Raw genomic sequence first — 24664 nt, forward strand, 5'->3', positions numbered from 1 at the left:
TTTTGGACGAAACAGTTAAATAAAATATTGTGAGATTAAAAAATAAACTATCTGTTATATTCTTGTTTTTTACATTGACTATAGTAAGGGTACCGTCAAGAATTTTGTGTAATGTAAGATAGATAGGGTATCTCTGAAATGGATTTAGAATAGAGTGGGGCTATTTCCTCCACACAGGAGACTGAATATTCAGTCTCCTGTGTGGAAAGGGTGAATCCCCTTATTTTTGTTTATTTACAATATATGGTTAATTGTAACGTTCTTCAAACATTCGCTGGAGGGCTTCCTGTGCTTCGGCAAATCCTCTTAACTTTCGTCCTGCCCATTTCTCATTAAAGCCTTGGATGGTCAAATACACGACTTTTTCAGCGGCTTCTAAACTACTCAGGCTGTTCATCGGCTTTAGACGTTTCCGAATCTCCTTGATTGTTCGTTCGATGGCATTCGTCGTATAAATCACACTTCGAATACTGCTTGGATAATCCATAAAGGTAAGGAGGACATCCAACTCATTGGCCCACGCTTGAACTTCTCTCGGATACTTGCTGGATCATTTCGACTCAAACTGTTGAAACATCTGTAACGCAATTTCCTTATTCGGTGCGCGATAAATCAGTTTGAGATCCTCTGCCACTTCAAATTGATCTTTTTTCCGAACACGATTTAAGGTATTACGGACTTTGTGAACGACACAGCGCTGTACATCGGCTTTCGGATAAACAGCTTTAAAGGCCTCCTCCAGGCCCGGAAGGCCATCGAATACGCCCTGAAGCACTTCTTGTACCCCCCTTTTGTAGAGCTGTTGAAGAATCTCTTGCCATCCGTAGGCACTTTCTTGTCCACCTACGAAGAAATCGAGAATTTCACGATACCCTTCTTCGTTTACACCTAACACCACATAAATAACCTCTTTCTCCACGGTATCGCGACGAAGTTTCACGTACAAGCCATCCAAATATAAGACCGAATATCGCTTGGGTAGGGGACGTGTATGCCATTTTACAATGTCTTCCTTTACCACATCCGTGATATGACTAATCGTTGTTGGGGAGTAGGCATTTCCTAGAATTCGTTCAATAAACTTGCTAATTTCACGCGTACTCATGCCACTTTGATACATGTTAATGATCGCTTCCTCGAGCCAGCACTGATAAATTGGTATATGTCTGGAAAAGGGGAGCTTCATATACTGTAAGAACCATATCTGATTCGTTTTTCGAATAATCACCTAATGGGTTTTTTTCGAATCCTTTCGCATATGTTTTCACCAATTGGCCATTGGCATAAGTGTGGATGCCAAAATATAAAGCAAATATGCCAACAATTCCAATCATTATTTTTAAAAAAACTTTTTTATAATTCAATGATAACATCTCCCATCTTTTTTAATTCCTCATCATGTGTAACCAATATAATGGTCTTTCCTAATCTATTAAGTTCTTTTACATGTTCCATCACTAGATTGGCGTTATATTTATCCAAGCTTCCTGTCGGTTCATCTGCCAATATAATACTGCATTTTTTCATAAACAGACGCGCAATGGCTACTCTTTGCTGTTCTCCACCGGACAAAGTATATATTTTTCTTTTTTCGTAACCATTCAATCCAACTTTTTCTAATGCTGCTGAAACAGTGGTATTGTTTCTATATTTCTTGTCGATCATCAGAATGTTTTCTTCAACAGTCTTATTTTCTACTAATGCAAAGTTTTGAAAAAGAAATCCGAGCTTCTCTCTATATGCCTTAAGAATATCATCGTTTTTCGAAAGATCTAGGCCGTCGATAAATACTTTCCCTGCATCTACCTTTTCAATTCCTTTCTATGATCATTCTGTTTCCCTATGCCGAATTTTGGTAGAATGAAAGGGAGTCATAACTATATTGAGGATTAGAATTCGTTATGAGATGTTGATTCAAAAATCTATTGCTGATTAACTATGTCCTGGTGCTATCTCCGAAAGATTTTCATGTATAACGAGGACGGAGAAACGCAGCAGGAGCTTTTATCATCCTTAAAGCTTCACATCGACCAGATTGTTCAGGAGATTAAGCCTGCTCATCATGTTGTAAAACCAAACTGTGGATAAATAAAAGAACCAAGTTCTTCAATTCATGCCAGTACTAGCTCTATTTAGAGACTATCTATATTTCGGAGAATTTAATGCAGATGGTATTAAAAAACAGTGAAGCATTTCCATTTGTATATCTTCAACTGATTGATGTAGTTGGGAACAAGTTGTTTTCTCGATGCTTCAAATTGGCAATTTTTAAAGGACAGATGATTCAACAGTTTATGTATGAATTTGAAAGCTCAAAGAACTATTTTAGATAGCAAAACTCTGCTTGATGCTTCGAATGGGTATAGCCTTTGATTGAGCTCGTCTATTTCTTTCATTGTTAAGATCAATAATCAGAAGGCTTTCCGGGCATATAGAACATTTGATATGCTGCATTTTTCAGTCAGCACGCTGTACCTGTTTCATCCAAAGCATCTGCACCGGAACAACAGCTTGCTCATTCCAATCATTGGATTGCATGATATTGTTGCTGCAATGATTCAACTGCTAGTTCAGTTTCAAGGCTGCAAAAGCGGTTGTGATGATTAATATAGAGCGCGCTGATTATTCAAACGGATATATAGTCCATCGGTAACCTTCATGAAATGACCTATGACGGTTCTTTTGGACCAATGGACTAGGAAACTTACGCAGATTGTCGAACTTTCACATCTATTTACACTTTATTTTTGTTTGACAAGGTAATCGGTTACCACTTTTGATTACATTATATATTCCTATAAGACGAAAATCAACAAAATTTTCCTTTAGGACTAAAAATGTTTCTTTTAGGAAGATTATAGAGAGGTTGACAGAAAATGAGCGATTTCAAAAAGGAATTGGGCAGTCGGGTAAGACGAATTCGTAAAGAAAAAGGTTTGACACTTGAGGAAATGGCAAAAGCTACTGGTATTACGAATAGCGCACTAAGCAAAATTGAAAGAGGAGCAGTTTCAGTTTCTGCTGAGAATCTATCATTAATAAGCAGAGTTTTAGGAGTGAGTAATGATTACTTGCTATACGGCGAGGCTTATTTGACTAGTGTTCCGATTTCTGAAACTAATGATAAATTTACGTCAGATTCTTGTTTACAAGAAATGACTGACCGTGCTTCAGTTGAAGACGATAAAATTAAAAAATCTCCATTGTTTAAAAGATTTCAGGATTTGACCATAAAATGTTTGATAGGCGAAAACAGTTCGGTCAGCTTAGATCCTGAAGCACTAATGAATCTATTTAAAGCCTCAGCTGCTCTTTTTGCCGATCCATCTATAAAAGTTAGTGAAAACGAAATGATCGATCAACAAAATGACAAAAACGAACTTTCACCAGAAGAGCAGGAACTAATCGAAATCCTCCGTCAATTGGATGACGGCGACAAATTTGAAATTATGACTATTGCCAGAATGAAAAGAGACATCACTAAAAGGTATGGCAAACGAAAAAAGGGGATGTCATCTACATCGATTTCCGAAGGGGCTGCCGCATCTGAAAAACGTTATGATAAGTTTGCTTAATTTTATATTCCAAAATGGTAAGTATGTTACCATTTTTAAAAATTGAGCAGGTCTCGTATTTTCCCCTAACAGGTAGACAGTTAAATGTAATGATTTTATGCTCCTAACCGTCTACATGGGAGGGGATTTTTTTAAAGCAAAGAAAGGATAAACGTTTCAATTTTTATCAAAGCATTTATTTTATAATGAAGGTTTGGATTTATTTAGGCATTTTGTAACTGAAAGACAATATTATACAAAACCGACAATTTAAATATGTAAGTGAATTTCGAAACGGATTGACCTTATTCTAAGCGGAAATTGTTGTCAATACGAACCTTTCACGAAAGTGTAATCGAGTACACTAAAACCATTCAACTAAAGAAGAACTATTAAGGGCTTCCTGGCTAGTGTACTATTCGTTTTGGCTGGTATTTTCATTACGACACGAGAGAGACATGAGACATGGGGCTGTCCAGAAAATCAAATCCCATTAAAAACAAAAATCATAAACATCGATATATCAACGTTTCTAAAACATTAAAGGGGCGTCAATAAGCCGTAAAAACGACTTATTAGACACCCCCATTTTATGAGACCTTCAGAACTAGCTGCAATTTGCGCTTTTTCAACAAGTGCATCCAAATGACGGATTATTTTGTCGTATATTGCTTGGATAATAAATTCGCAAATTGTTACATGATCCGATATACATCCCCAGTTCGCCTCAGTCATGGACATGACTAGAAAAAAAACCGCAGTAAGAACAGCGTTCTTCTGTAGTATTTTCTCAACATGTAACAAATTGCAATCTTCAAGAAACACTTGTTTAACAACTTCAAATTCTGGCAAATCTAGTGATACGGAAAAGAACCTCCTGTTATGTTAAGTTACGCTAACATTACTGCCAGGAATTCGTGAGTATTTTCCTTATTTTTGGGTTAAATCACAAAATGTGGTAAAGAATCTCAATTATTATTGGGAGAATAGTACCGACAAGATGATAGCAAAATTTTCTGTTATCAATAAAAGAGGGTTTTGTATGTACACAAAAGAACCGGGCGTTGATTTTTTAACGCTCGGTTTTTCATATAAGGATAAAAATAACATCTGACCTTATAAATGACAAGAAGGCGAACACCGTCTTTTTTACTGAAACATATGAAATAGTAAAAATCAATTCCTGTTTTTAAAATTCCATCTCACTTCTACTTTAAAAGGGTGCAGAAAGCTCCTTTTTATTCTTCTTTCCATCCGAAAACGGCGGAAATTTCTTTTCCTTTTATAAGCAAATATTCGCTTAGCTCATGTTCGATAGTGTCTGGAATCGATTTTTCAAAGCCGACAACAATAATAGACCCTAAAATTTCCCGCTCAAAATTAAAAATCGGAATGGCGGCAGAAGCGATGCTTGGCGCTAAAGCTTCCTGCGCAAACGATATTTTTTGATCGGCAATAAGCTGAAACTCTGTCATTAGCTCGTCTTTCGCCTGTTTGCTTAGCTTTGACAACTCCGATTCCTTCCAAGCGTTTACTCTTGGATCGTTTTTAAATGCCGCAAAAAGTTTTCCGGCTGCCGAGGAGATCGGAAGGATTGTTCCGACCTGTCCGCCTAAGTTAAGCCCTAAATGACTATGGATCATTTTGACGATCATTGGGCCGTTTGTTGTCCATACGGCAAGGAGAGTCGTTTCTTTCGATTTGGCATTAATTTCATGCAAAAATGGCGTGATTTTGCCAATGAGGTCCTCTTGATTGACAGCTGCCATTCCATATTGAATGAGTGTGCTCCCTAAAGAGTATAAGCCGCTTCCTTTATCCCGATGAAGGACACCGAGATTCGTAAGGGTATTTAAATATTTATATAAATTGCTTTTTGCTATATTAGTATAATGATGAATGTCGTTAAATTTCATCGGACTGCCGTTTTTGGCAATCAGGTCAATAATTGAGAATCCTACAAGCAAAGACTGAATTTGTGCATGTTTTTTATTTTCTGTCATTGCTAAAACCATCCTTCGACTGATAGGCATACTTCATCTTATTTTACCACTTCAACAAAATTTTTTCTATATTTTCAAAAAACTACTAAGACTTTGTCAATGAAAATATAAACTAGCAATAGATGAAGTGTGAAAGGATAAAAAATTTGTCCGGGATGCGAGAAAAATCCTCTCAAAAAAGTCTGAAGAGAAAAATGAAGTTCCTCGCCATTTGCTTAATGATGGCAAACTGTTTTTTTATTGCATCAATTTAAGAAATTTCATTTTCGGACTGCTCTCAGTATATTCTTTATTCCTTTTACTCATCCTGCATTCCCTTTAAAAAAGAATAAGTAGATTGGAAAATTATTATCAAATGAAAATACGAGGAAAGGTTACTTATAAAGCATTCCATTACATGAAATGATATCCAAAAAGTTTATCTTCCAATTGAGATTTTATGCTATACTGAAGAAGTCTAAAAAATTTTTGAAAGTTTTGATAAGTAATTGACATCCGGCTGAACAAGCAGTACATTTTATTTATATATAATTAAACCTATTATTTTAGTAGGTTTAATTTTGCGAATATATAAGTTTAGAATTGAAGGGAGAAATAAACTATGTCAAACGAAAGAAAACTTCAGCCCGAAACGCTAGCTGTGCATGCAGGACAAGTGCCTGATCCGACGACTTTGTCGAGAGCTGTTCCGATCTACCAAACGACTTCGTATGTATTTGAAGACAGTCAGCATGGGGCAGATTTATTCAGTTTAAAGAAAGAAGGAAATATTTACACAAGGATCATGAATCCAACGACTGATGTATTTGAAAAGCGTGTAGCTGCGCTTGAAGGCGGAATTGGGGCGCTGGCGCTTTCATCTGGACAAGCCGCTGTTTTTTATTCGATTTTGAATATTGCTGGAAGCGGCGATGAAATTGTTTCTTCATTTAGCTTATATGGCGGAACCTATAATTTGTTCACACATACTTTGCCGAAGTTTGGCATCACGGTAAAATTTGCCGATACGACGGATCCGCAAAATCTTGAAGCAGCGATTACTGAAAAAACAAAAGCAATATTTGCCGAGACGATCGGAAACCCAAGAGGGGATGTGCTTGATATTGAAGCGGTGGCAGCAATCGCTCATAAACATTCAATTCCGCTTATCGTTGACAATACAATTCCAAGCCCTTACTTGCTCCGTCCGATTGAATTCGGCGCAGATATAGTTGTTCATTCGGCTACGAAATTTATTGGAGGACACGGAAATTCAATCGGAGGCGTCATTGTCGACAGCGGCAAGTTTGATTGGAAAGGAAGCGGCAAATTCCCTGAGTTCACCGAGCCGGACCCAAGCTATCATGGTCTCGTTTATGCTGATGACATTGGTGAAGCTGCTTATATTACGAAAGCGCGCATTCAGCTGTTGAGAGACCTTGGAGCTTCACTTTCTCCATTCAATTCATTTTTATTCTTGCAAGGGCTTGAAACGCTTCATTTGCGAATGCAGCGCCACAGTGAAAATGCGCTTGCAGTTGCGAATTATTTACTTGAGCATGAAGCGGTCGAATCTGTCAGCTATCCAGGCTTGAAAAATCACCCTTCATTCGAACTTGCACAAAAATATTTGCCGAAAGGTCAGGGAGCCATTCTGACATTCGAAATTAAAGGCGGCGTTGATGCAGGAAGAAAACTGATCGATTCGGTTCAATTATTTTCAAACCTTGCCAACATCGGCGATTCGAAATCGTTGATTATTCATCCTGCCAGCACGACTCATCAGCAATTAACGAGCGAAGAGCAGCTGGCAACAGGTGTTACACCTGGTCTTGTCCGGTTATCAGTCGGTACGGAATCGGTTGATGACATTATTTACGATCTGGAACAAGCGATTCGAGCAAGCCAAGCTTAAGATCGTATCGCCAGATAAAAATTTTGCAGGGATTGCGGCATAAGCCCACTTCACACTGAAAAGCAGCAGGCAGCCTTCAGCTGCTTTCATATAGAAAGAAGTAGAGGAAAACGACTGTTTTTCTCTACTTTTATTGTGCGCCCGGCATGGGTGTAATCTATAGGGTGAAAGTCCCGAGCTGCGAAGGCAGAAGTAGCAGTTAGCTTAACGCAAGGGTGTCCGTGGTGACGCGGAATCTGAAGGAAGCGAGCGGCAAACTTCCGGTCTGAGGAACACGAACTTCATATGAGGCTAGGTATCACTGGGTGAGTTTGCAAGACAAAACAAAGCCCTTTCTGCCGAAGGTGATACAGAGTAAATGAAGCAGATGGATGGAAGGAAAGATTACACTCTTACCCGGGGAGGTCTGGCTGGCACGCCAAGTAACCTTGGTAACCTATCTAGTGATAGATAGCTGAACAGTCAGAAGTCAGCAGAGGTCATAGTATTAGTTGGTCTAGAACAACTAAGAAGGACCGAACAATTAAGAGAGAATAGCCCTTGGCATTCAGTGAGTCATGATGAACACAGAAAACGTAGTACCTCACTTGAGGGAGGAAGCGGTGAATCCCGTGGGAGATCTCTTGGAGGGTGGAGTGACCACTGGCATAAAGAGAACAGCTATTCACGGAAGTTATAAAGACTTGCGTCAATTATCTTAATTGAACCGCCGTATACGGAACCGTACGTACGGTGGTGTGAGAGGACGGGAGTTAATCGCTCCCTCCTACTCGATTGTGCGCCCGGCATGTATATGAACTATAGGGTGTAAGTCCCGAACCCCGAAGACAGAAGTAGAGGTTAGCCAAGAGCAAGGGTGTCCGTGGTGACGCGGAATCTGAAGGAAGCTGGAGGCAAAACACCGGTCCGAGGAACACGAACCTCATATAAGGCTAGGTATGATTGAGTGAGTTTGCAAAACAAAACAAAGCTCTTTCTGTCGAAGGTCATATCGAGTAAATGAGGCGGATAGATGGTGTGAAAGTGCATGTACTTACCCGGGGAGGTCTGGTGGATATGTGAAGTACGCTTCATAACCTACTTAGTGATAAGTAGCTGAACCGTCAGAAGTCAGCAGAGGTCATAGTATTAGTTGGTCTAGAACAACTAAGAAGGACCGAACAATTAAGAGAGAATAGCCCTTGGCATTCAGTGAGTCATGATGAACACAGAAAACGTAGTACCTCACTTGAGGGAGGAAGCGGTGAATCCCGTGGGAGACCTCTTGGAGGGTGGAGTGACCACTGGCATAAAGAGAACAGCTATTCACGGAAGTTATGAAAACTTGCGTCAATTATCTTAATTGAACCGCCGTATACGGAACCGTACGTACGGTGGTGTGAGAGGACGGGAGTTAATCGCTCCCTCCTACTCGATTATGGACTTATGGACATCCTCTGCATATTACCGTTTCCCAAAACCAGCGCTCATAGCAGTATGAAACTAGGAAGAAAACTGCCGCGGTTTAGCTGTCGTCAAAACCACCCTCGCTGTAAAATTCTCTCGTTTCATTTATAGGTAAAAATGATACATATGTTGATTTTAGGGGGCTGTCTAATAAGTCGATTTTCCGGCCTTATAGACGCCCCCTTTAATGTTTTAGAAACGTTGATATATCGATGTTTATGATTTTTTGTTTTTAATGGGGATTTGATTTTCTGGACACCACCGTTTTAATTTTAATTTCCAGAAAATAAATAACATTTTAATTTTTTTCGTTGACAGAACCTGTTGTTTTTATTAATATTTTGTTAAATAAACGATAGTAAAAAAAACGTAATATAACAGAGAGGTGACACCGGTGTCCGACAAATATGTGGTGCATTGTTCCTTTTGCGATTCTACAAATGTTAAGAAAATAGCTGTTTTCGGCACTGCTCAGCTCGTTTCTCAATATTACTGCAACCAATGTAAAAGCGTTTTTGAATTTATAAGATGGCAAAATGATTTGAACAAAGGGGTGTAGTCTGTTTGACGATCCAAACGGTTGGAGTTGTAGGAAGCGGAACGATGGGCTCTGGCATTGCCCAAACGTGTGTGCAGCATGGATTTCGTGTATTGCTTTATGATTTAAATGATGCGATCGTTCAGAAAGCATTTACTCAAATTAAAAAACGCCTTAACAGATTAGTAGAAAAGGGAAAAATGGAGGAACAAACGTTTCAAGATTCAATATCACGAATTGAGACTTGCACCGATTTATCACTGATGAAAGCGTGTGATCTTGTGATTGAAGCAGTTCCGGAAAAAATCAATATTAAAAAAGACATTTTCCAAGCGCTGGATGAACATTGTCCAGAACAAACCATTTTAACCACCAACACATCATCGTTTTCTGTCACTGAAATTGCAAGCGTTACCAAAACAGGGGAAAGAGTGGCAGGTCTTCATTTTTTTAATCCGGTTCCGCTAATGCCTTTAGTAGAAGTCGTAAGAGGGGTGAAAACATCTGAGGACACGTTGAAAAAGCTTGCACAATTTGTCTCTTCTCTTCATAAAGATCCGGTTGTTTGCGAAGACACACCGGGATTTATTGTAAACAGAATTGCCCGTCCTTTTTACAATGAAGCATTGAAAATTGCAGGTGAACGTTTGGCGAAGCCCGAACAGATTGACAGGATCATGAAAAAGGCTGGACGTTTTAAAATGGGTCCTTTTGAACTGCAAGATTTAATTGGTATTGATGTGAATTTTTCCACAACGGAAACCGTCTACAATAGTTTTTTCGGAGAGGAAAGATTTCGTCCGCATTATTTGCAGCAGCGCATGGTTCAGTCAGGTAAGCTTGGCAGAAAGGCCGGTGAAGGATATTATCGCTATGAAAACTAAATCATTCACTGTAAAAGTAGCTGGAGAAGGCTCTTTAGCCGATTCGATCATAGCGCAATTGCGCGAAACAGGCCATCAGCTCGAAGATCAATCGGCTGTTCATTCAAATTTTGATATTGTGATCGAAACGACAAATCTCGACATCGACCAAAAGAAAAAACTGTTGGTCGAAATCGAAAAAACATTGCCAAAGGAAACGGTCATTTTGTCTACATGTCTTGGTGTAACAGCAACAGAAACCGCTTCTTGGCTCCAACATCCTGAACGATTAGTCGGATTTGCCGCATTTTTCCCTTGGGAAGATTGTGAACTTGTCGAACTTGCACCGGCTTTGCAAACCGAAAAAGAAAATGTTGAGAAAGCTAAGCAGTTTTTTGAAGAAGTTGGAAAAGAGGTCGAAGTAGTGGAAGACGGCGTAGGATTAGTATTTCCTAGAATTTTATCATTAATTATTAATGAAGCTGCTTTTGCTTTAACAGAAGGTGTTGCAAGTGCAGAGGACATAGACAAAGCAATGATGAAAGGAACGAATTACCCGATGGGCCCCCTTCGCTGGGCGGATCATATCGGTATTGATGATGTTTATGCTGTTTTAGCCGGACTGTTTAAAGAAACAGGGGAGGACCGCTACCGGCCTGCTCCATTTATCAAAAAGATGGTGTATGCCAAATGGTTCGGAAAGAAAACGGGAAGAGGCTTTTATCAATATGATTAAAAATTCCGGTTGATGATGGTAACTTCGGGAAAAGTTCAAAATGAATCAAAATGCCTGAAAAAACGGTCAAAATGGGGGTAAGAAAATGAAAGAAGCTGTGATTGTTGATGCTGTCCGAACCCCGATCGGCAGGTTCAACGGGGCATTAAGAGAGGTCCGCCCGGACGATTTGGCAGCTCACGTCGTAAGAGAGCTGCTCAAGCGAAATCCGATTGATCCTTCCGATGTGGAGGATGTAATTTTTGGCTGCGCTAATCAAGCCGGAGAAGATAATCGCAATGTGGCAAGAATGGCCGTGCTTCTTGCGGGTTTGCCTGAAACGGTTCCAGGCGTGACCGTCAACCGTTTATGCGGATCGGGTCTGGAAGCAATTAATCAAGCAGCGCTGGCGATTCAAGGCGGATTGGGAGACGTCTATATTGCAGGCGGAACCGAAAGCATGACAAGAGCTCCATATGTCATGATGAAGCCGCAGCTTTCTGGAATGAGGGACACGCCAACATTTTATGATACAACTCTCGGCTGGCGGCTTGTCAATGATAAATTAGCGGAAATGTATCCGCCGATCAGTCTTGGCGAGACGGCTGAAAATGTAGCTGCGCGCTATCAAATTTCGAGGCAGGAGCAAGATGAATTTGCGTTGGAAAGCCATAAAAAAGCCGGAAAAGCGATACAAGAAGGGCGTTTTCAAGATGAAATTGTTCCGGTGACAATAACAGGGAAAAAAGGGGAAGAAACGATAGTAGATGCAGATGAGCATCCGAGGCCTGATACGACTTTGGAAAAGCTGAATAAATTAAAGCCTGCTTTTGTTCAAGACGGAACAGTGACCGCTGGAAATTCCTCTGGAATCAATGACGGCGCTTCCGCACTTTTAATCATGGAGAGATCGATAGCAGAAAGACTTGGCTTTAAGCCGCTGGCACGGATTGTCGGCTCCGCTGTCGCTGGGGTGAATCCATCTTATATGGGGATTGGCCCGATTCCAGCAACGAAAAAAGTGCTGCAAAGAACTGGTTTATCTATCAGCCAACTGGATTTAATCGAGATTAATGAAGCATTCGCATCCCAATCCATTGCCTGCATTAAGGAGCTGGGATTTGATATGGAAAAGGTGAATGTCAACGGTGGAGCAATTGCTTTAGGTCATCCTCTCGGCTGCAGCGGGGCGAGAATTGTTACCACTCTCGTTCATGAAATGAAAAGAAGAGACGTTAGATATGGACTCGCGACGATGTGCATAGGCGTCGGGCAAGGAATCGCCACGATTGTCGAAAAAATATAGAAAGGAATGAAAAATATGAAAAAACACTATCAGCTTTTTATTAATGGACAATATGTAGACAGCTCAAACGGAGAAGTATTCGAAACGCATAATCCTGCAACCGGCGAAGTCATAGCAACGGTAGCCAAAGCAACAAAGAAGGATGTTGACAAAGCGGTGGAGGCAGCCCGTGCTGCATTTGAGTCGGGCAAATGGCCGAGAATGACGGCAGCGAAAAGAGCTCGCCTGTTAAACCGTATAGCGGAAATGATGAGAGAGCGATTTGAAGAATTGGTTCGCGTTGAAGTATTAAACAGCGGAAAGACCGTTGCTGCTGCCAAGGGTCAAATTATGCAGGCGATTGAAGATTTTGAATTTTATGCCGCTGCATGCTTAACTCTCCAAGGTGATGTCAATCAAGTTCCAAACGGCTTTTTTAACTATACTCTTAAAGAGCCAGTCGGGGTATGCGGTCAAATTATTCCTTGGAATTATCCGCTCATGATGGCCGCTTGGAAAGTGGCGCCTGCATTGGCTGCCGGCTGCACTGTTGTCTTGAAGCCTGCTAGCTACACTCCAATTACAGCCTATATGCTTGCGGAAATATGCCATGAAGCAGGTGTTCCGGCAGGAGTCCTGAACGTTATTACAGGCAGCGGGTCTGAAATCGGACCATATATGACGGAGCATCCTGGAATCGACAAAGTTGCGTTTACAGGCGAAACGGAAACCGGAAAGGACATTATGAAGCGCGCTTCTGAAACGTTAAAACGGGTAACTTTGGAATTAGGAGGAAAATCGCCGAACATCGTCTTTGACGATTGTGATCTGGAAGGAGCCGTAAACGGTTCGCTTTATGGAATTTTTTACAACACAGGACAATCTTGTGAAGCAAGATCCCGCTTGTTTGTTCATGAAAACATTTATGATGAATTTATGGAAAAATTTCTCGAAAAAGCTTCCCGTATACGAGTAGGAAATCCGTTTGATGAAGGCGTGCATATGGGGGCCGTCATTTCCAAAAGTCATCAGCAAACAATTGATCATTACGTGAAATTAGCGGTGGAAGAGGGCGGAAAAATTTTATACGGCGGCAAAATACCGGAAGGCGGAGAGTATGAAAAAGGGTATTGGTATTTGCCGACGGTTATCGGGGATGTCACAAATGATATGAGAGTTGCACAAGAGGAAATTTTTGGGCCTGTCGTAGTTGTTATGAAATTCAGCGACGAGCAAGATGTGATCCGACAAGCAAATGATTCCATTTTTGGATTAGGTTCGGCTATATGGACGAACGATCATGGAAAGGCACACCGTGTTGCGGCACAAATAAAGACAGGAATTGTTATGGTGAATTCGCCAATTTCTGCATTTCCTGGAACACCTTTTGGAGGCTATAAGCAATCGGGATTTGGCCGGGAGCTGGCATTGGAAACATTGAATTTGTACACGGAAACGAAAAGCGTCGTTTCTTATATCGGCAGCAAACCATTAAATCTCTTTGGACTCTAATTATATGTATAAAAAAAGATCATTTAAAAAAATATAATTTCTATTGAATTATTAGAATATTTAGTATATTATGTTTATGAAACGATAAAATATTAAACGTATAAATAAAGGAGGAATTGCAATGTCAGATACAGTAGCAATAGAAAAGAAAAATTTAACGGTGGTCAAAAACAGCGGAGTGGCGGAAATCCATCTTCACATCAATAAAACGAATGCCTATGGGCTGGAGTTTTACCAAGAATTCAACGCAGCGATCGATGAGCTTCGCTTCGATCCAAACATAAAAGTGGTCGTGCTGATGAGTGATGTGCCGAAATTTTTCTCGGCAGGAGCGGATATCAATTTCTTAAAAGCAGCGGATCCGCGCTATAAAACACAGTTTTGCCTGTTCTGTAATGAAACGCTGGATAAAATCGCCCGTTCGCCGCAAGTATATATCGCCTGTTTGGAAGGGCATACAGTCGGCGGAGGATTGGAAATGGCGCTAGGCTGCGATCTGCGTTTTATGGGAGATGAAGCAGGAAAAATCGGCTTGCCGGAAGTATCGCTTGGGGTGCTGGCTGGAACGGGAGGAACGCAGCGGCTCGCGCGGTTGATCGGGTATTCGAGAGCGCTGGATATGAACATAACTGGGGAAACACTGACACCGCAGGAAGCGCTGGACATTGGTCTCGTCAACAAAGTGTTCCCGCAGGCGGAAACGAGAGAGCGGACGCTCGAGTATGCGAGAAAGATAGCTGAAAGCGCAAGCTATGCGGTTTCCAACATCAAGCTGTCGATCATGAACGGAAAGGAAATGCCATTGAACGTAGCCATCCGCTACGAAGGAGAGCTGCAAAACTTGTTGTTCCGCTCAGAGGATGCAAAAGAAGGATTAAGTGCATTTTTAGAAAAGAGAAAACCAAATTGGAAAGGGATATAAAAAAGAAGGACGAAGCATATCGGCCATAAACGGCCGGTATTTTTTCATCCAGAAAATAATGCGGAAATTTAAAGACAAGTCATATGCCTTCCTCAAGGAGGAGGCAGTTTTTTTTCTGATCGGCAGAGTCGATTTAAACAGCTTCAGACTTATAAAAAAATAGATTAAAAGGCTCCCTATCTTGAAGAAAAAACTTGTAAAAATGGAATTCCATCCAGCATAATAAAAATAAAAGCAAAATTCAGGAAAAAGACGGGTGTAAGAAAATGAAGCCAAGATCATTAATGTTTACACTATTCGGTGAGTACATTCAGCATTACAGCACAGAAGTTTGGATTGGCAGCTTAATTCAAATGATGTCCCATTTCGGCATTTCTGAATCTTCGATACGGGGAGCCACGTTAAGAATGGTTCAGCAAGGCTTTTTTAAAGTTCGCAAAATTGGCAATAAAAGCTATTATTCTCTTACAAATAAAGGGAAGAGAACGATGATGGACGGGTTTGCCCGCGTTTATTCAATGAGAAATTACAAATGGGATGGGAATTGGAGAATTTTGACCTATTCGGTCCCGGAAGAAAAAAGGGAGCTTCGCAATCAAATTCGAAAAGAGCTGAGCCTCATGGGATTCGGCTTGATTTCGCACGGTACGTGGGCAAGTCCAAACCCTATTGAAGATCGGGTGATGGAGTTTATAAAAGATTACCATCTCGAGCCGTATGTGATTTTATTTACTTCCAGTTCAGTAGTATCCCATGATAATCATGAGTTGATTCATAGAGGATGGAATTTTGACGAAATTGCCAAAGAGTATGAATCATTCATTGATCAATATCGGCAAAAGTATGATGATTTTAAGGAACGCATTTGGAATAATGAATTATCAGATCAAGAATGTTTTATTGAGAGAACGAAGCTTGTTCATGAATATCGCAGCTTTTTCTTTATCGACCCGGGGTTTCCGAACGACCTGCTGCCTGCTGACTGGAGCGGCTTAAAAGCTAGAGAGCTGTTTTTCAATGTACATCAGCTTTTGTCTGTACCTGCTATTCGATATTTTGAAACTTTATTTGAAAAAGCTCCCGATTGTGAATTGGAAGCGAATCGGGACAGAGCGATCAACCCTTTTATGGACATTGTTTAAAATAAAAGCAAGTAGGTGCATAATGGTGGTCAATATTGAACAAATCGGGAAAAATATATATCGCATTCCGGTTCCAATCCCTTTTCCGATGAAATACATCTATTGTTATATGGTGCGCGATGCAGACGGATGGAGCCTTGTTGATGCAGGATTTCATAATACCGAAGCGATTGAAGCTTGGAAGCAAGTATTGAAACAAATGAATGTTCGTTATGAACAGATTCATTCGATTTATTTCACTCATTTTCATCCTGATCACTTCGGGTTGGCAGGGTGGATGCAGGAAAGAACAGGGGCAAAAGCTTATATAAGCAAAGAAGATTTTGCCATGGCGCAGCGTGTTTGGGGAAAAAACAGCAGCCAGGCGGAGCAAATTGGTGAAATGTGCAGAAAAAACGGTACACCGGAAGATCTTGCGGATGAAATTGAAGAAAGTATGAGAAGTTTGGCAAAGCATGTAACGTTTCCGGAATTGACGATTCTAGAGGATGACGAGGTCATTCTAGGCGAAAGAAAATGGGAAGTTATACCGACACCTGGTCACAGCGATGGACACATTTGCTTTTATCAAAGAGAAGAAAGACTGCTGCTTGCAGCCGATCATATTTTGGATAAAATTACTCCGAACATTAGCATATGGCCCGGTTCAAGCAAAAATCCGCTTGGAAACTACATATCTTCGCTTGAAAAAATACAGCAATTGAAGGTAGACCTGGCGCTTCCTGCCCATGGGGCATTGATCGAACGAGTTGACGACAGAATATCAGAAATCATCCAGCATCATCAAAAGCGCTTGGATCAAATATTTCGACTTGCGAAGGATGGCCGTACCGCCTATGACATTGCCCAAGATTTATTCCAGCACAAAAGCTTGAATTCGCATCAATGGCGGTTTGCGATCGCAGAAACTTTGTCGCACTTGGAGTATTTAGTTTTCACAGGGCAAATTAAAAAAGAGAATCGTAACGATATTGTCTTTTATAAACAAAATAAATAATAATGGATAAGTGCATAGCAAAAAGCTATGCGCTTTTTTTGCGGTCGTAAAAACGGCAAGAACGAAAGAAAGGAGAAAAACCTTTTATTTTTTAAATTAACAAAAAAATTTGATTTTTCTATTTTTTCTTGACAAAAGAGGCGGTTGTAAAATAATATTATGTTAAACAGACGAAATAAATAAAAACGTAATATAAAAGAGGTGAAAAAATGGATCAGGCAGCCCTTTTAAAAGAAAAAATTCAAAACGGTTTTATTGTTGAAGGCGTCGGTGACATGAATGAGGAATATTTAAAGGCATTAAAACAGACGTTGATTATTGTCGGAGATACAGAATTGTTAAGTGTGCCGCCGCTCCTTACTGTTTATGATCAAGCGCCCACTTTAAATAACAAAATTACAGCACTCGCCATTATGCAGGATGAAATCGGTCATGCACATATTGCTTTCAGGCTACTGAAAGATTTGGGCGAAGATACAGACGAATTATTGTACAATCGAGCCCCAAATAAATGGAAAAACCCTTATGCCTTTGACTTTGAACTGTCAAATTGGATTGAGCTTGGAGTGTTTAATGCGTTCTTTGACCGCGCCGGCTACACACTGCTTGGGGATGCGTTTGAGCATACATCTTACGGGCCATGGAAACGCGCATTAGTGAAAGTTGATAAAGAAGAATTGTTCCATCTTAGAAATGGTGAAATCATTATGAGAACAGCCATGAATGATCCGAAATTGCAAGAGGAAGTTCAAAAAGCGGTTGATTGGATGTTTTTAATGGCGCTTGAATTTTTTGGTGTAGAAGACCGTTTAAAATCCAGATCCGCACAGCTTGAATACCGCTTAAAAGGAAGAACAAACGATGAGCTCCGTCAAAAATGGCTGTCGACAGCAGTTCCATTCTGTGAATCAATTGGAGTAAAAGTTCCAGCTCATTATGATGAAGAACAAGGAAAATATGTGCTCGATGTCCCATTCCCTTGTAAATTTGATCCAGTCAATAAAAAATGGCTGTTCGACCAGCCGGACACATGGGAAAACGTCATTAAACGATTTAAACAAAGAGGGCCGCAAAATGAAAGGTTTGTAGGAAGAATTCAAAAAGGGGCAAAAGAATTAGAACAGCTGAGAAAAGAGGTGGTATGATGCAAAAACAAGCTGTGGATACGAAAAAATATTGGGAGGCGCTGAAAGAGGTGATGGATCCTGAATTCCCAATAAGCGTTGTCGATATGGGGCTCATTTACGACATTCAAATGAATGACGGGGAAGTGCATGTGACGATGACATACACAGCCGTTTCCTGCGCCTGCATGGATTGGATTGAAAGCGATATAAAAAATCGGCTTCTTGCAGAAGAAGAAGTAAAGGAAGTACACATAAATGTCGTATGGGATCCTCCATGGACGGTCGACCGTCTTAGCCCAGAGGGAAGGGAAAAATTAAAGTATTGGGGTGTAAGTGCAAAATGATCGCAGAAAAAATAACCTATGATATTTTTGCCCGCATTAATCGGGGAGACAACTTAATGCATATAGGCACGGTAGAAGCAGAAAACAGCGAGCTGGCAAAAGTGTATGCAACGTTTACGTACGACGAAGAGGATTGGACCGAAATGGTTGTCGTGGAACGAAACAAGCTGAATTGGGTGAAAAAACCTGATTGGCTATTTTCAGAGAAAGGAGCTGAAGCATTGTGAGCGTAATGGAACAAGGAACGCATTCTTTGATTGAATTGCTGGAGACAATAGCGGATAACAAATATGTGCTTGGCGACCGTTTAGTGGAAGTTGGTGTAAGCGGTCCGAATTTGGAAGCGACCTTGTCTGCTATAGCTATGGCTCAAGGAGAACTGGGGCATGCAAGACTTTTGTACAATTGGTGTTTTGATTTAAAAGGGGTAAAAGGCAAGAAGCCTGACATTCAAGCACAAACAGGAAAAGCTTTTCAAACAGCTGTAAACGTTCAAAACTGGATTTCTCTCATTGCTTCGCTATATGCAATCAATGCCGCAATCGATATCGTCTTTCAAACGGTGTTAAAAACAAGTCATTCCAAGGTTGCTTCACGGATTCAAAAGCTTGTCCGCGAACAACACGATCATATCATCTATGCAGAAAATTGGGCAAAACAACTTCTTCTTGATCAAGGAGCTGTCCCCTACAGATTTCAAGAAGCATTAAGGGAGGCTGCAGAGGAAGCAAAGGCTTGGCTTGCAAAAGTTGAAAAAAGTGAAGAATTGAAAAAGGAAGGTTATTTCCCGGAAACTCCTTCGTTCACGGAAAAATTTGAAAAACGGCTGCAGCAATTAAATGCGGAACAGCTTGTTCAAGCAAAGTGAGTGATGCTCATGTCAGAATCAGGCGTTCTTTTAAAAATTCAAAACAAAGTGGCTATCATTCAATTAAATAACGCAAAACGTGCCAATGCATTAAGCAAATTTTTAGTAAAAGATCTTTCTTATGCGATAAACACGATAAAAGATCATTCGAATGTAAGCGCAGTTATTTTTACGGGAGGTGAAAGCAAAGCGTTTTGTGCAGGGGCGGATTTAAAAGAAAGGCAGTCCATGAGCGAACGAGAAGTGGAAGAATATGTCGCATTGCTCAGGAAAACATTTACAGATATCTCATCTTTGCCAATGCCGACGATTGCGGCTGTAAAAGGATTGGCTCTTGGAGGGGGATGTGAACTTGCTCTTGCCTGTGACATTCGTGTCATGGAAAAAGGGGCGCTCATCGGGTTGACGGAAGTTTCTTGGGGAATAATCCCGGGAGCCGGCGGCACTCAACGGCTGGCGCAATTAGTAGGAATCGGCAGGGCCAAGCAGCTTATTTTTACAGCTGAAAAAATAAATGGCGAAAAAGCGTATGAAATAGGACTTGTCGAGTATATTTGTGAAGCTGGCGAGGCTGAATTGAAAGCGCTTAACATAGCGGAAAAAATCTCGGAAAATTCAATTCATTCTGTCCGTTTAGCGAAGCAGGCTGTCGACAGTTTTGCTCGAGAACTAATGGAAAAGGGTCTGATAGCGGAATGGGATTGTTATCAAAAAACGATTTATCATCCGGATCGTTTAGAAGGATTGGCGGCTTTTCAAGAAAAACGCAAACCTGATTTTTCAAATAATAAATGAACAATGGAAGGAGAATAATGATGACAGTTGAAACAACTGCTAACAAAAATTTAACGGTGGTCAAAAACAACGGAGTGGCGGAAATCCATCTTCACATCAATAAAACGAATGCCTATGGGCTGGAGTTTTATCAAGAATTCAACGCAGCGATCGATGAGCTTCGCTTCGATCCAAACATAAAAGTGGTCGTGCTGATGAGCGATGTGCCGAAATTTTTCTCGGCAGGAGCGGATATCAATTTCTTACAAGCAGCGGATCCGCGCTATAAAACACAGTTTTGCCTGTTCTGTAATGAAACGCTGGATAAAATCGCCCGTTCGCCGCAAGTATATATCGCCTGTTTGGAAGGGCATACAGTCGGCGGAGGATTGGAAATGGCGCTAGGCTGCGATCTGCGTTTTATGGGAGATGAAGCAGGAAAAATCGGCTTGCCGGAAGTATCGCTTGGGGTGCTGGCTGGAACGGGAGGAACGCAGCGGCTCGCGCGGTTGATCGGGTATTCGAGAGCGCTGGATATGAACATAACTGGGGAAACGCTGACACCGCAGGAAGCGCTGGACATTGGTCTCGTCAACAAAGTGTTCCCGCAGGCGGAAACGAGAGAGCGGACGCTCGAGTATGCGAGAAAGATAGCTGAAAGCGCAAGCTATGCGGTTTCCAACATCAAGCTGTCGATCATGAACGGAAAGGAAATGCCATTGAACGTAGCCATCCGCTACGAAGGAGAGCTGCAAAACTTGTTGTTCCGCTCCGAGGATGCAAAAGAAGGATTAAGTGCATTTTTAGAAAAGAGAAAACCAAATTGGAAAGGGATATAAACGTTAGCTTTTCATATATATTGTGAAGCCTCCTGAATATATATCTTCTTCAGGCGGCTTCAATGCCGCTTCATCTATTCAAAAAATTGATATATAGGATGGTGAAAAAATGGATCTCCGCGGATTAGGTTTGCTTTACAATGCGGCAGTGCGGTTCATTGATGAAAGTGTAGAGAAAGGTTTGGGCGATAAAATAGCCATTTGTTATCGCGATGAGCGCATACACTATAATGAATTGCAGGAGAAAGTCAATCAGACAGGCAACATGCTCCGTGAGCTCGGTTATAAATTGGAAGACCGCCTTTTAATGGTTTGCCACGATACACCCGAATTTATTTATTCATTTTTTGGCGCCATAAAAATTGGTGCTGTCCCCATTCCGGTCAACACCATGATGAAGCCATCCGATTATGAATATTTTTTAAACAACAGCCGGGCAAAGGGCTTAATCATCCATGAAGATATTTGGGAAAAGATTGAAGTTTACAAAGAACGGTTTTGCTTTTTGAAGGATATCATTATCATTCCGGACAGTGAAAGCGAACAATCAGGCACACATTTAAATTTCCTCCAACTGATGAATAGGGCAAGCAAAAAGCTTGATGCAGCCATGACGAACAAGGACGATCAGGCCTTTTGGCTGTTCAGCTCCGGAAGCACCGGTAATCCAAAGGGCGTCATCCATTTGCAGCATGATATGGAATATGCTTTCAGCACATATGCGAAAAAAATATTGCATATAAGTGAAGAAGACCGATGCTTGTCCGCATCTAAACTGTTTTTCGCCTATGGCCTTGGCGGAGGAATGTACTTTCCTTTAGGAGCAGGAGCTTCAACTGTATTAGTGAAAGAACGCGCAACTCCGGAAGCAATGTTTCAGGCGATTGAAACGTACAAACCGACCATTTTCTTTGGGGTTCCGACTTTATATGGAGCGATGATTGATTATGTGTCGCGAACGGGAAAACAATTCGATTTGAGCTCGCTCAGAGTTTGTGTATCAGCTGGAGAAGCGCTTCCGAAAGCATTTTACCGCAAATGGAAAGAAATGTACAATGTCGATATTTTAGACGGAATTGGTTCAACAGAGGCTCTCCACATATTTTTATCCAATCGGATTGGAGATGTAAAGGCAGGAAGCTCTGGAAAAGTCGTTCCTGGTTATGAAGCAAAAATTGTCGACGAAATGGGCAGGGAATTGCCTCCAAATGAAATGGGAGATTTGTTGATTCGCGGAGACAGCATCGCACATGGATATTGGAACCTTCATGAGCAAAACAAGAAAAAATTTGTCGGAGAATGGCTTCATACAGGTGACAAATATTATAAAGACGAAGAAGGATATTTTTGGTATTGCGGGCGCTCCGACGATATGCTGAAGGTTGGCGGGATTTGGGTATCGCCTGTAGAAGTCGAAAATTGCCTTCTTCAACATGAAAATGTACTGGAAGCTGCAGTTGTCAGCGTGCAAAATGAAAATAATCTTGTCATTCCAAAAGCATATGTTGTTTTAAAAGATAGAACGCCCTCCAAAGAAATGGAAGATGAATTAAAAAACTTCGTGAAGCAGCAGCTGGCTCACTACAAATACCCGCGAATTATAGAATTTATTGACGAACTTCCGAAAACAGCAACAGGAAAAATTCAGCGTTTTAAACTTCGGGAATTATTAAAATCGAATTCAGCTCAATAGTTTAAGACATAGCATTGAAAGGAGTACGTACATTTGAAAAGAAACGAATTTCAGCTCAGGGTGAACTTTGGAGATACGGATGCAGCCGGCATTGTATACTATCCGAATTATTTTAAATGGTTTGATATTGCAGGGCATCAATTTTTTAGAAGTATCGGCCTTGCTCCGGCTAAACTCATCAAAGAATACAGCATCATTCTTCCGCTGCTTGATGTCCGCTGTACGTTTGAGCAGCCGTTATATTATGACGACATTATCACTATTAAAACAGAAGTAATGGAAGTGAACCGGAAAACAATAAAACTGAAGCATGAAGTATATCGTGAAGATACAAGAACCGGGCACGGATATGAGCTCAGGGGGTGGGTGAAAGAAGAAAACGGAAAAAAATTTGCAGTGCCCATACCTGAAGAGGTGAAAAAATTGCTTCAAGAAGACGGGTTTGGTGAACAGGCTCAGATCAATCCATGGCTCAGCGCATAAATGAACATTGAAAAAATGTAATGGAGGAGAGTAGCGTGGATCTTAACGTATCCATTCATGATGTGTTTGAAAAAGCATATAAGCGCTATCCTGATAAAGAATTCATTTACGATGGCTATAAACGTTTAACTTACAAAGATATCAAACAAATGTCCGATTCCATCGCCTCCGCTTTCCACCAGCTCGGTATAGGGAAAGGAGACCGCATCATTGCATGCCTGCCGAACTGGCATGAGTTTCTTGCCATATATTTTGCAATTGCAAAAATAGGCGCCATATTAGTTCCATGCAATACGCGATATCGTGTTGAAGAATTGTCTTATATAGTGGCCAATTCTGGTGCAAAAGCAATTTTTGTGGTAGAAGAGCATGGCCATTTCCATACGGTAAAATCTTTAATGGAAAGTAATGAAAGCGCTTTGGAAATGGTGTTTACGGTGCGGTTTCAAGAAGATGGTCACCATTCCTTTGAAGATTTGCTGAAAATAGGACAGTCGAAGCTGCCGCCGGAAGTGTCCATCGATCCGAAAGAAGATGTGTTTTCCATTTTATATACTTCAGGAACAACAGGACTTCCGAAAGGTGCCATGCTCACGCATTTAAATTTTGTCCATAATGCCGCATGTACAGTGGAGGCGCTTCAATGCGACGAAAATGACGTATTTTTAGTGGTCGTTCCTGTCTTTCACGTGTTTGGCATGGTTCCAAGCATACTGGCAGCTGTGACTGCCTGTGCCAAAATGGTGTTTATGGAGCAATTTAAAGCGGAAGCTGTATTAAAAATGATTGAACAAGAAAAGATTACGATACACCATGGAGTTCCGACAATGTTTATATTGGAATTAAATCACCCTCAATTCAAATCCTATGACTTATCTTCGTTAAGAACAGGTATTATTGCGGCAGCACCATGCCCTGTCGAAGTCGTGAAAAAAATTAGAAATGAGATGGGATGCAATATAACTATTTCCTATGGTCAAACGGAAACATCTCCAGTTGTGACAATTACAAGCTTTACAGACAGTGACATCATTCGTTCAGAAACGGTCGGCAGAACGATTCCAGGAGTTGAAATTAAAGTTGTTGATGTGAATCGCCAAACTTTACCGACTGGAGAAATTGGCGAACTTGCTGTGCGCGGGTTAAATGTCATGAAAGGCTACTTTAACATGCCTGAAAAAACGAAAGAAGCCATTGATCAAGATGGCTGGCTTTATACAGGTGACTTAGTGACGCTTGATGAACAAGGTTATGTCCGCATCGTTGGACGGAAGAAGGAAATGATCATCCGCGGCGGCTACAACATTTATCCTCGAGAAATTGAAGAAATTCTTTATAAGCATCCGAATGTAGTAGAAGTAGCCATTATCGGGCTGCCTGACACTGTTTTAGGAGAGATTTCATGTGCGGCGGTAAAATTAAAAGACGGAGCTTTGGAAACGGAAGAATCGATGAAAAATTATTTAAAAGGAAAAATTGCTGACTACAAAATACCGGATAAAGTTGTTTTTGTCGATGAGCTGCCGATGACGCCGAGCGGAAAAATTAAAAAAGTAGAACTTCAGCAAAAATTAAAAGAAGATTTGCAAACAGAATTGCGATAATTTCATGCAAGGAAGATCAAACGGTAGACATATGTTTGATCTTCCTTCATCATAAAGTTAA

General features: G+C 40.9%; 23 protein-coding genes and 1 pseudogene. 20 read left to right on the top strand and 4 right to left on the bottom strand.

Annotated features, from left to right (window positions below; translation table 11 throughout):
• Window positions 1-247: 247 nt before the first annotated feature.
• From NSS70_RS07445 to NSS70_RS07455, 3 genes and pseudogenes are all read right to left on the bottom strand, one after another.
• A pseudogene (locus NSS70_RS07445) lies at window positions 248-1144 on the bottom strand (IS256 family transposase); the annotation flags it as partial.
• Complete coding sequence (locus NSS70_RS07450; protein ID WP_340881196.1) at window positions 1122-1364, bottom strand: hypothetical protein; 243 nt, start codon at window positions 1362-1364, stop codon at window positions 1122-1124. The gene NSS70_RS07450 and the pseudogene NSS70_RS07445, both read right to left, overlap by 23 nt.
• Window positions 1354-1815, bottom strand: a complete 462-nt coding sequence (locus NSS70_RS07455; protein WP_340882485.1) for an ABC transporter ATP-binding protein — start codon at window positions 1813-1815, stop codon at window positions 1354-1356. Before NSS70_RS07455 ends, NSS70_RS07450 begins: the two co-directional genes overlap by 11 nt.
• 630 nt (window positions 1816-2445) lie before the next feature.
• Here NSS70_RS07455 and NSS70_RS07460 point away from each other — a divergent pair.
• Window positions 2446-2607 (top strand): hypothetical protein, encoded by a 162-nt coding sequence (locus tag NSS70_RS07460; protein ID WP_161939838.1) that lies wholly within the window; start codon window positions 2446-2448, stop codon window positions 2605-2607.
• A gap of 269 nt (window positions 2608-2876) precedes the next feature.
• Entirely contained in the window at window positions 2877-3575 is a 699-nt protein-coding gene (locus NSS70_RS07465; protein WP_311067105.1) for a helix-turn-helix domain-containing protein, read from the top strand.
• A 1217-nt stretch (window positions 3576-4792) separates the two neighbouring features.
• On the opposite strand, the gene NSS70_RS07470 is transcribed toward NSS70_RS07465, so the two are convergent.
• Window positions 4793-5557: an IclR family transcriptional regulator gene (locus NSS70_RS07470; RefSeq protein ID WP_340881198.1), complete on the bottom strand. Its 765-nt coding sequence runs from the start codon at window positions 5555-5557 to the stop codon at window positions 4793-4795.
• 601 nt (window positions 5558-6158) lie between these two features.
• On the opposite strand from NSS70_RS07470, the gene NSS70_RS07475 reads away from it, so the two are divergent.
• The 18 genes from NSS70_RS07475 (at window position 6159) to NSS70_RS07555 (ending at window position 24603) form a co-directional block, all read left to right on the top strand.
• Window positions 6159-7451, top strand: a complete 1293-nt coding sequence (locus tag NSS70_RS07475) for a homocysteine synthase (protein WP_063389432.1) — start codon at window positions 6159-6161, stop codon at window positions 7449-7451.
• Between the two features lie 1840 nt (window positions 7452-9291).
• Complete coding sequence (locus NSS70_RS20830; RefSeq protein ID WP_420534690.1) at window positions 9292-9456, top strand: PaaD-like zinc ribbon domain-containing protein; 165 nt, start codon at window positions 9292-9294, stop codon at window positions 9454-9456.
• 5 nt (window positions 9457-9461) lie between these two features.
• Complete coding sequence (locus NSS70_RS07480) at window positions 9462-10319, top strand: 3-hydroxyacyl-CoA dehydrogenase NAD-binding domain-containing protein (protein ID WP_130156789.1); 858 nt, start codon at window positions 9462-9464, stop codon at window positions 10317-10319.
• Window positions 10309-11034, top strand: a complete 726-nt coding sequence (locus tag NSS70_RS07485) for a 3-hydroxyacyl-CoA dehydrogenase family protein (protein WP_066251107.1) — start codon at window positions 10309-10311, stop codon at window positions 11032-11034. Before NSS70_RS07480 ends, NSS70_RS07485 begins: the two co-directional genes overlap by 11 nt.
• Before the next feature lie 85 nt (window positions 11035-11119).
• Window positions 11120-12319: a thiolase family protein gene (locus NSS70_RS07490; RefSeq protein WP_063389429.1), complete on the top strand. Its 1200-nt coding sequence runs from the start codon at window positions 11120-11122 to the stop codon at window positions 12317-12319.
• Between the two features lie 15 nt (window positions 12320-12334).
• A complete protein-coding gene (locus NSS70_RS07495) occupies window positions 12335-13810 on the top strand; it encodes an aldehyde dehydrogenase family protein (RefSeq protein ID WP_445206620.1) in 1476 nt (491 codons plus the stop codon).
• A 121-nt stretch (window positions 13811-13931) separates the two neighbouring features.
• A complete protein-coding gene (locus tag NSS70_RS07500; RefSeq protein WP_339199470.1) occupies window positions 13932-14732 on the top strand; it encodes an enoyl-CoA hydratase/isomerase family protein in 801 nt (266 codons plus the stop codon).
• 266 nt (window positions 14733-14998) lie between these two features.
• Window positions 14999-15874, top strand: a complete 876-nt coding sequence (locus NSS70_RS07505; RefSeq protein WP_066251023.1) for a PaaX family transcriptional regulator — start codon at window positions 14999-15001, stop codon at window positions 15872-15874.
• Window positions 15875-15896: 22 nt separating this feature from the next.
• On the top strand, window positions 15897-16871 hold the full coding sequence (locus NSS70_RS07510) for an MBL fold metallo-hydrolase (protein WP_340806801.1): 975 nt from the start codon (window positions 15897-15899) through the stop codon (window positions 16869-16871).
• 209 nt (window positions 16872-17080) lie between these two features.
• Window positions 17081-18016, top strand: coding sequence for a Phenylacetic acid catabolic protein (locus tag NSS70_RS07515; RefSeq protein WP_066251026.1), 936 nt, complete (start codon window positions 17081-17083; stop codon window positions 18014-18016).
• Entirely contained in the window at window positions 18016-18342 is a 327-nt protein-coding gene (locus NSS70_RS07520) for a metal-sulfur cluster assembly factor (protein ID WP_144598248.1), read from the top strand. The genes NSS70_RS07515 and NSS70_RS07520 overlap by 1 nt, the downstream gene beginning before the upstream one ends.
• Window positions 18339-18569: a hypothetical protein gene (locus tag NSS70_RS07525; RefSeq protein WP_063388948.1), complete on the top strand. Its 231-nt coding sequence runs from the start codon at window positions 18339-18341 to the stop codon at window positions 18567-18569. The genes NSS70_RS07520 and NSS70_RS07525 overlap by 4 nt, the downstream gene beginning before the upstream one ends.
• A complete protein-coding gene (locus NSS70_RS07530; RefSeq protein WP_395994395.1) occupies window positions 18566-19210 on the top strand; it encodes a Phenylacetic acid catabolic protein in 645 nt (214 codons plus the stop codon). The genes NSS70_RS07525 and NSS70_RS07530 overlap by 4 nt, the downstream gene beginning before the upstream one ends.
• A 9-nt stretch (window positions 19211-19219) precedes the next feature.
• On the top strand, window positions 19220-20005 hold the full coding sequence (locus tag NSS70_RS07535) for an enoyl-CoA hydratase-related protein (RefSeq protein WP_340881200.1): 786 nt from the start codon (window positions 19220-19222) through the stop codon (window positions 20003-20005).
• A gap of 17 nt (window positions 20006-20022) precedes the next feature.
• Window positions 20023-20823: an enoyl-CoA hydratase/isomerase family protein gene (locus tag NSS70_RS07540; protein ID WP_340881201.1), complete on the top strand. Its 801-nt coding sequence runs from the start codon at window positions 20023-20025 to the stop codon at window positions 20821-20823.
• A 109-nt stretch (window positions 20824-20932) separates the two neighbouring features.
• A complete protein-coding gene (locus tag NSS70_RS07545; RefSeq protein ID WP_094245477.1) occupies window positions 20933-22516 on the top strand; it encodes a benzoate-CoA ligase family protein in 1584 nt (527 codons plus the stop codon).
• A gap of 33 nt (window positions 22517-22549) precedes the next feature.
• Window positions 22550-22999: an acyl-CoA thioesterase gene (locus tag NSS70_RS07550; RefSeq protein ID WP_063389426.1), complete on the top strand. Its 450-nt coding sequence runs from the start codon at window positions 22550-22552 to the stop codon at window positions 22997-22999.
• Between the two features lie 35 nt (window positions 23000-23034).
• Complete coding sequence (locus NSS70_RS07555) at window positions 23035-24603, top strand: long-chain-fatty-acid--CoA ligase (RefSeq protein ID WP_339211263.1); 1569 nt, start codon at window positions 23035-23037, stop codon at window positions 24601-24603.
• Window positions 24604-24664: the final 61 nt, after the last annotated feature.

The organism is Aeribacillus sp. FSL K6-2848, from assembly GCF_038004325.1.
Taxonomy (GTDB): Bacteria; Bacillota; Bacilli; order Bacillales; family Aeribacillaceae; genus Aeribacillus; species Aeribacillus composti.

What these genes read in the sequence shown, in the direction of transcription:
- NSS70_RS07515 (WP_066251026.1), top strand. Translation starts at nt 17,081, where the DNA reads ATGGATCAGGCAGCCCTTTTAAAAGAAAAAATTCAAAACGGTTTTATT.
- NSS70_RS07545 (WP_094245477.1), top strand. Translation starts at nt 20,933, where the DNA reads ATGGATCTCCGCGGATTAGGTTTGCTTTACAATGCGGCAGTGCGGTTC.
- NSS70_RS07535 (WP_340881200.1), top strand. Translation starts at nt 19,220, where the DNA reads ATGTCAGAATCAGGCGTTCTTTTAAAAATTCAAAACAAAGTGGCTATC.
- NSS70_RS07500 (WP_339199470.1), top strand. Translation starts at nt 13,932, where the DNA reads ATGTCAGATACAGTAGCAATAGAAAAGAAAAATTTAACGGTGGTCAAA.
- NSS70_RS07540 (WP_340881201.1), top strand. Translation starts at nt 20,023, where the DNA reads ATGATGACAGTTGAAACAACTGCTAACAAAAATTTAACGGTGGTCAAA.
- NSS70_RS07470 (WP_340881198.1), bottom strand. Translation starts at nt 5,557, where the DNA reads ATGACAGAAAATAAAAAACATGCACAAATTCAGTCTTTGCTTGTAGGA.
- NSS70_RS07525 (WP_063388948.1), top strand. Translation starts at nt 18,339, where the DNA reads ATGATCGCAGAAAAAATAACCTATGATATTTTTGCCCGCATTAATCGG.
- NSS70_RS07460 (WP_161939838.1), top strand. Translation starts at nt 2,446, where the DNA reads ATGCTGCATTTTTCAGTCAGCACGCTGTACCTGTTTCATCCAAAGCAT.
- NSS70_RS07485 (WP_066251107.1), top strand. Translation starts at nt 10,309, where the DNA reads ATGAAAACTAAATCATTCACTGTAAAAGTAGCTGGAGAAGGCTCTTTA.
- NSS70_RS07520 (WP_144598248.1), top strand. Translation starts at nt 18,016, where the DNA reads ATGCAAAAACAAGCTGTGGATACGAAAAAATATTGGGAGGCGCTGAAA.
- NSS70_RS07490 (WP_063389429.1), top strand. Translation starts at nt 11,120, where the DNA reads ATGAAAGAAGCTGTGATTGTTGATGCTGTCCGAACCCCGATCGGCAGG.
- NSS70_RS07505 (WP_066251023.1), top strand. Translation starts at nt 14,999, where the DNA reads ATGAAGCCAAGATCATTAATGTTTACACTATTCGGTGAGTACATTCAG.
- NSS70_RS07475 (WP_063389432.1), top strand. Translation starts at nt 6,159, where the DNA reads ATGTCAAACGAAAGAAAACTTCAGCCCGAAACGCTAGCTGTGCATGCA.
- NSS70_RS07510 (WP_340806801.1), top strand. Translation starts at nt 15,897, where the DNA reads ATGGTGGTCAATATTGAACAAATCGGGAAAAATATATATCGCATTCCG.
- NSS70_RS07465 (WP_311067105.1), top strand. Translation starts at nt 2,877, where the DNA reads ATGAGCGATTTCAAAAAGGAATTGGGCAGTCGGGTAAGACGAATTCGT.
- NSS70_RS07495 (WP_445206620.1), top strand. Translation starts at nt 12,335, where the DNA reads ATGAAAAAACACTATCAGCTTTTTATTAATGGACAATATGTAGACAGC.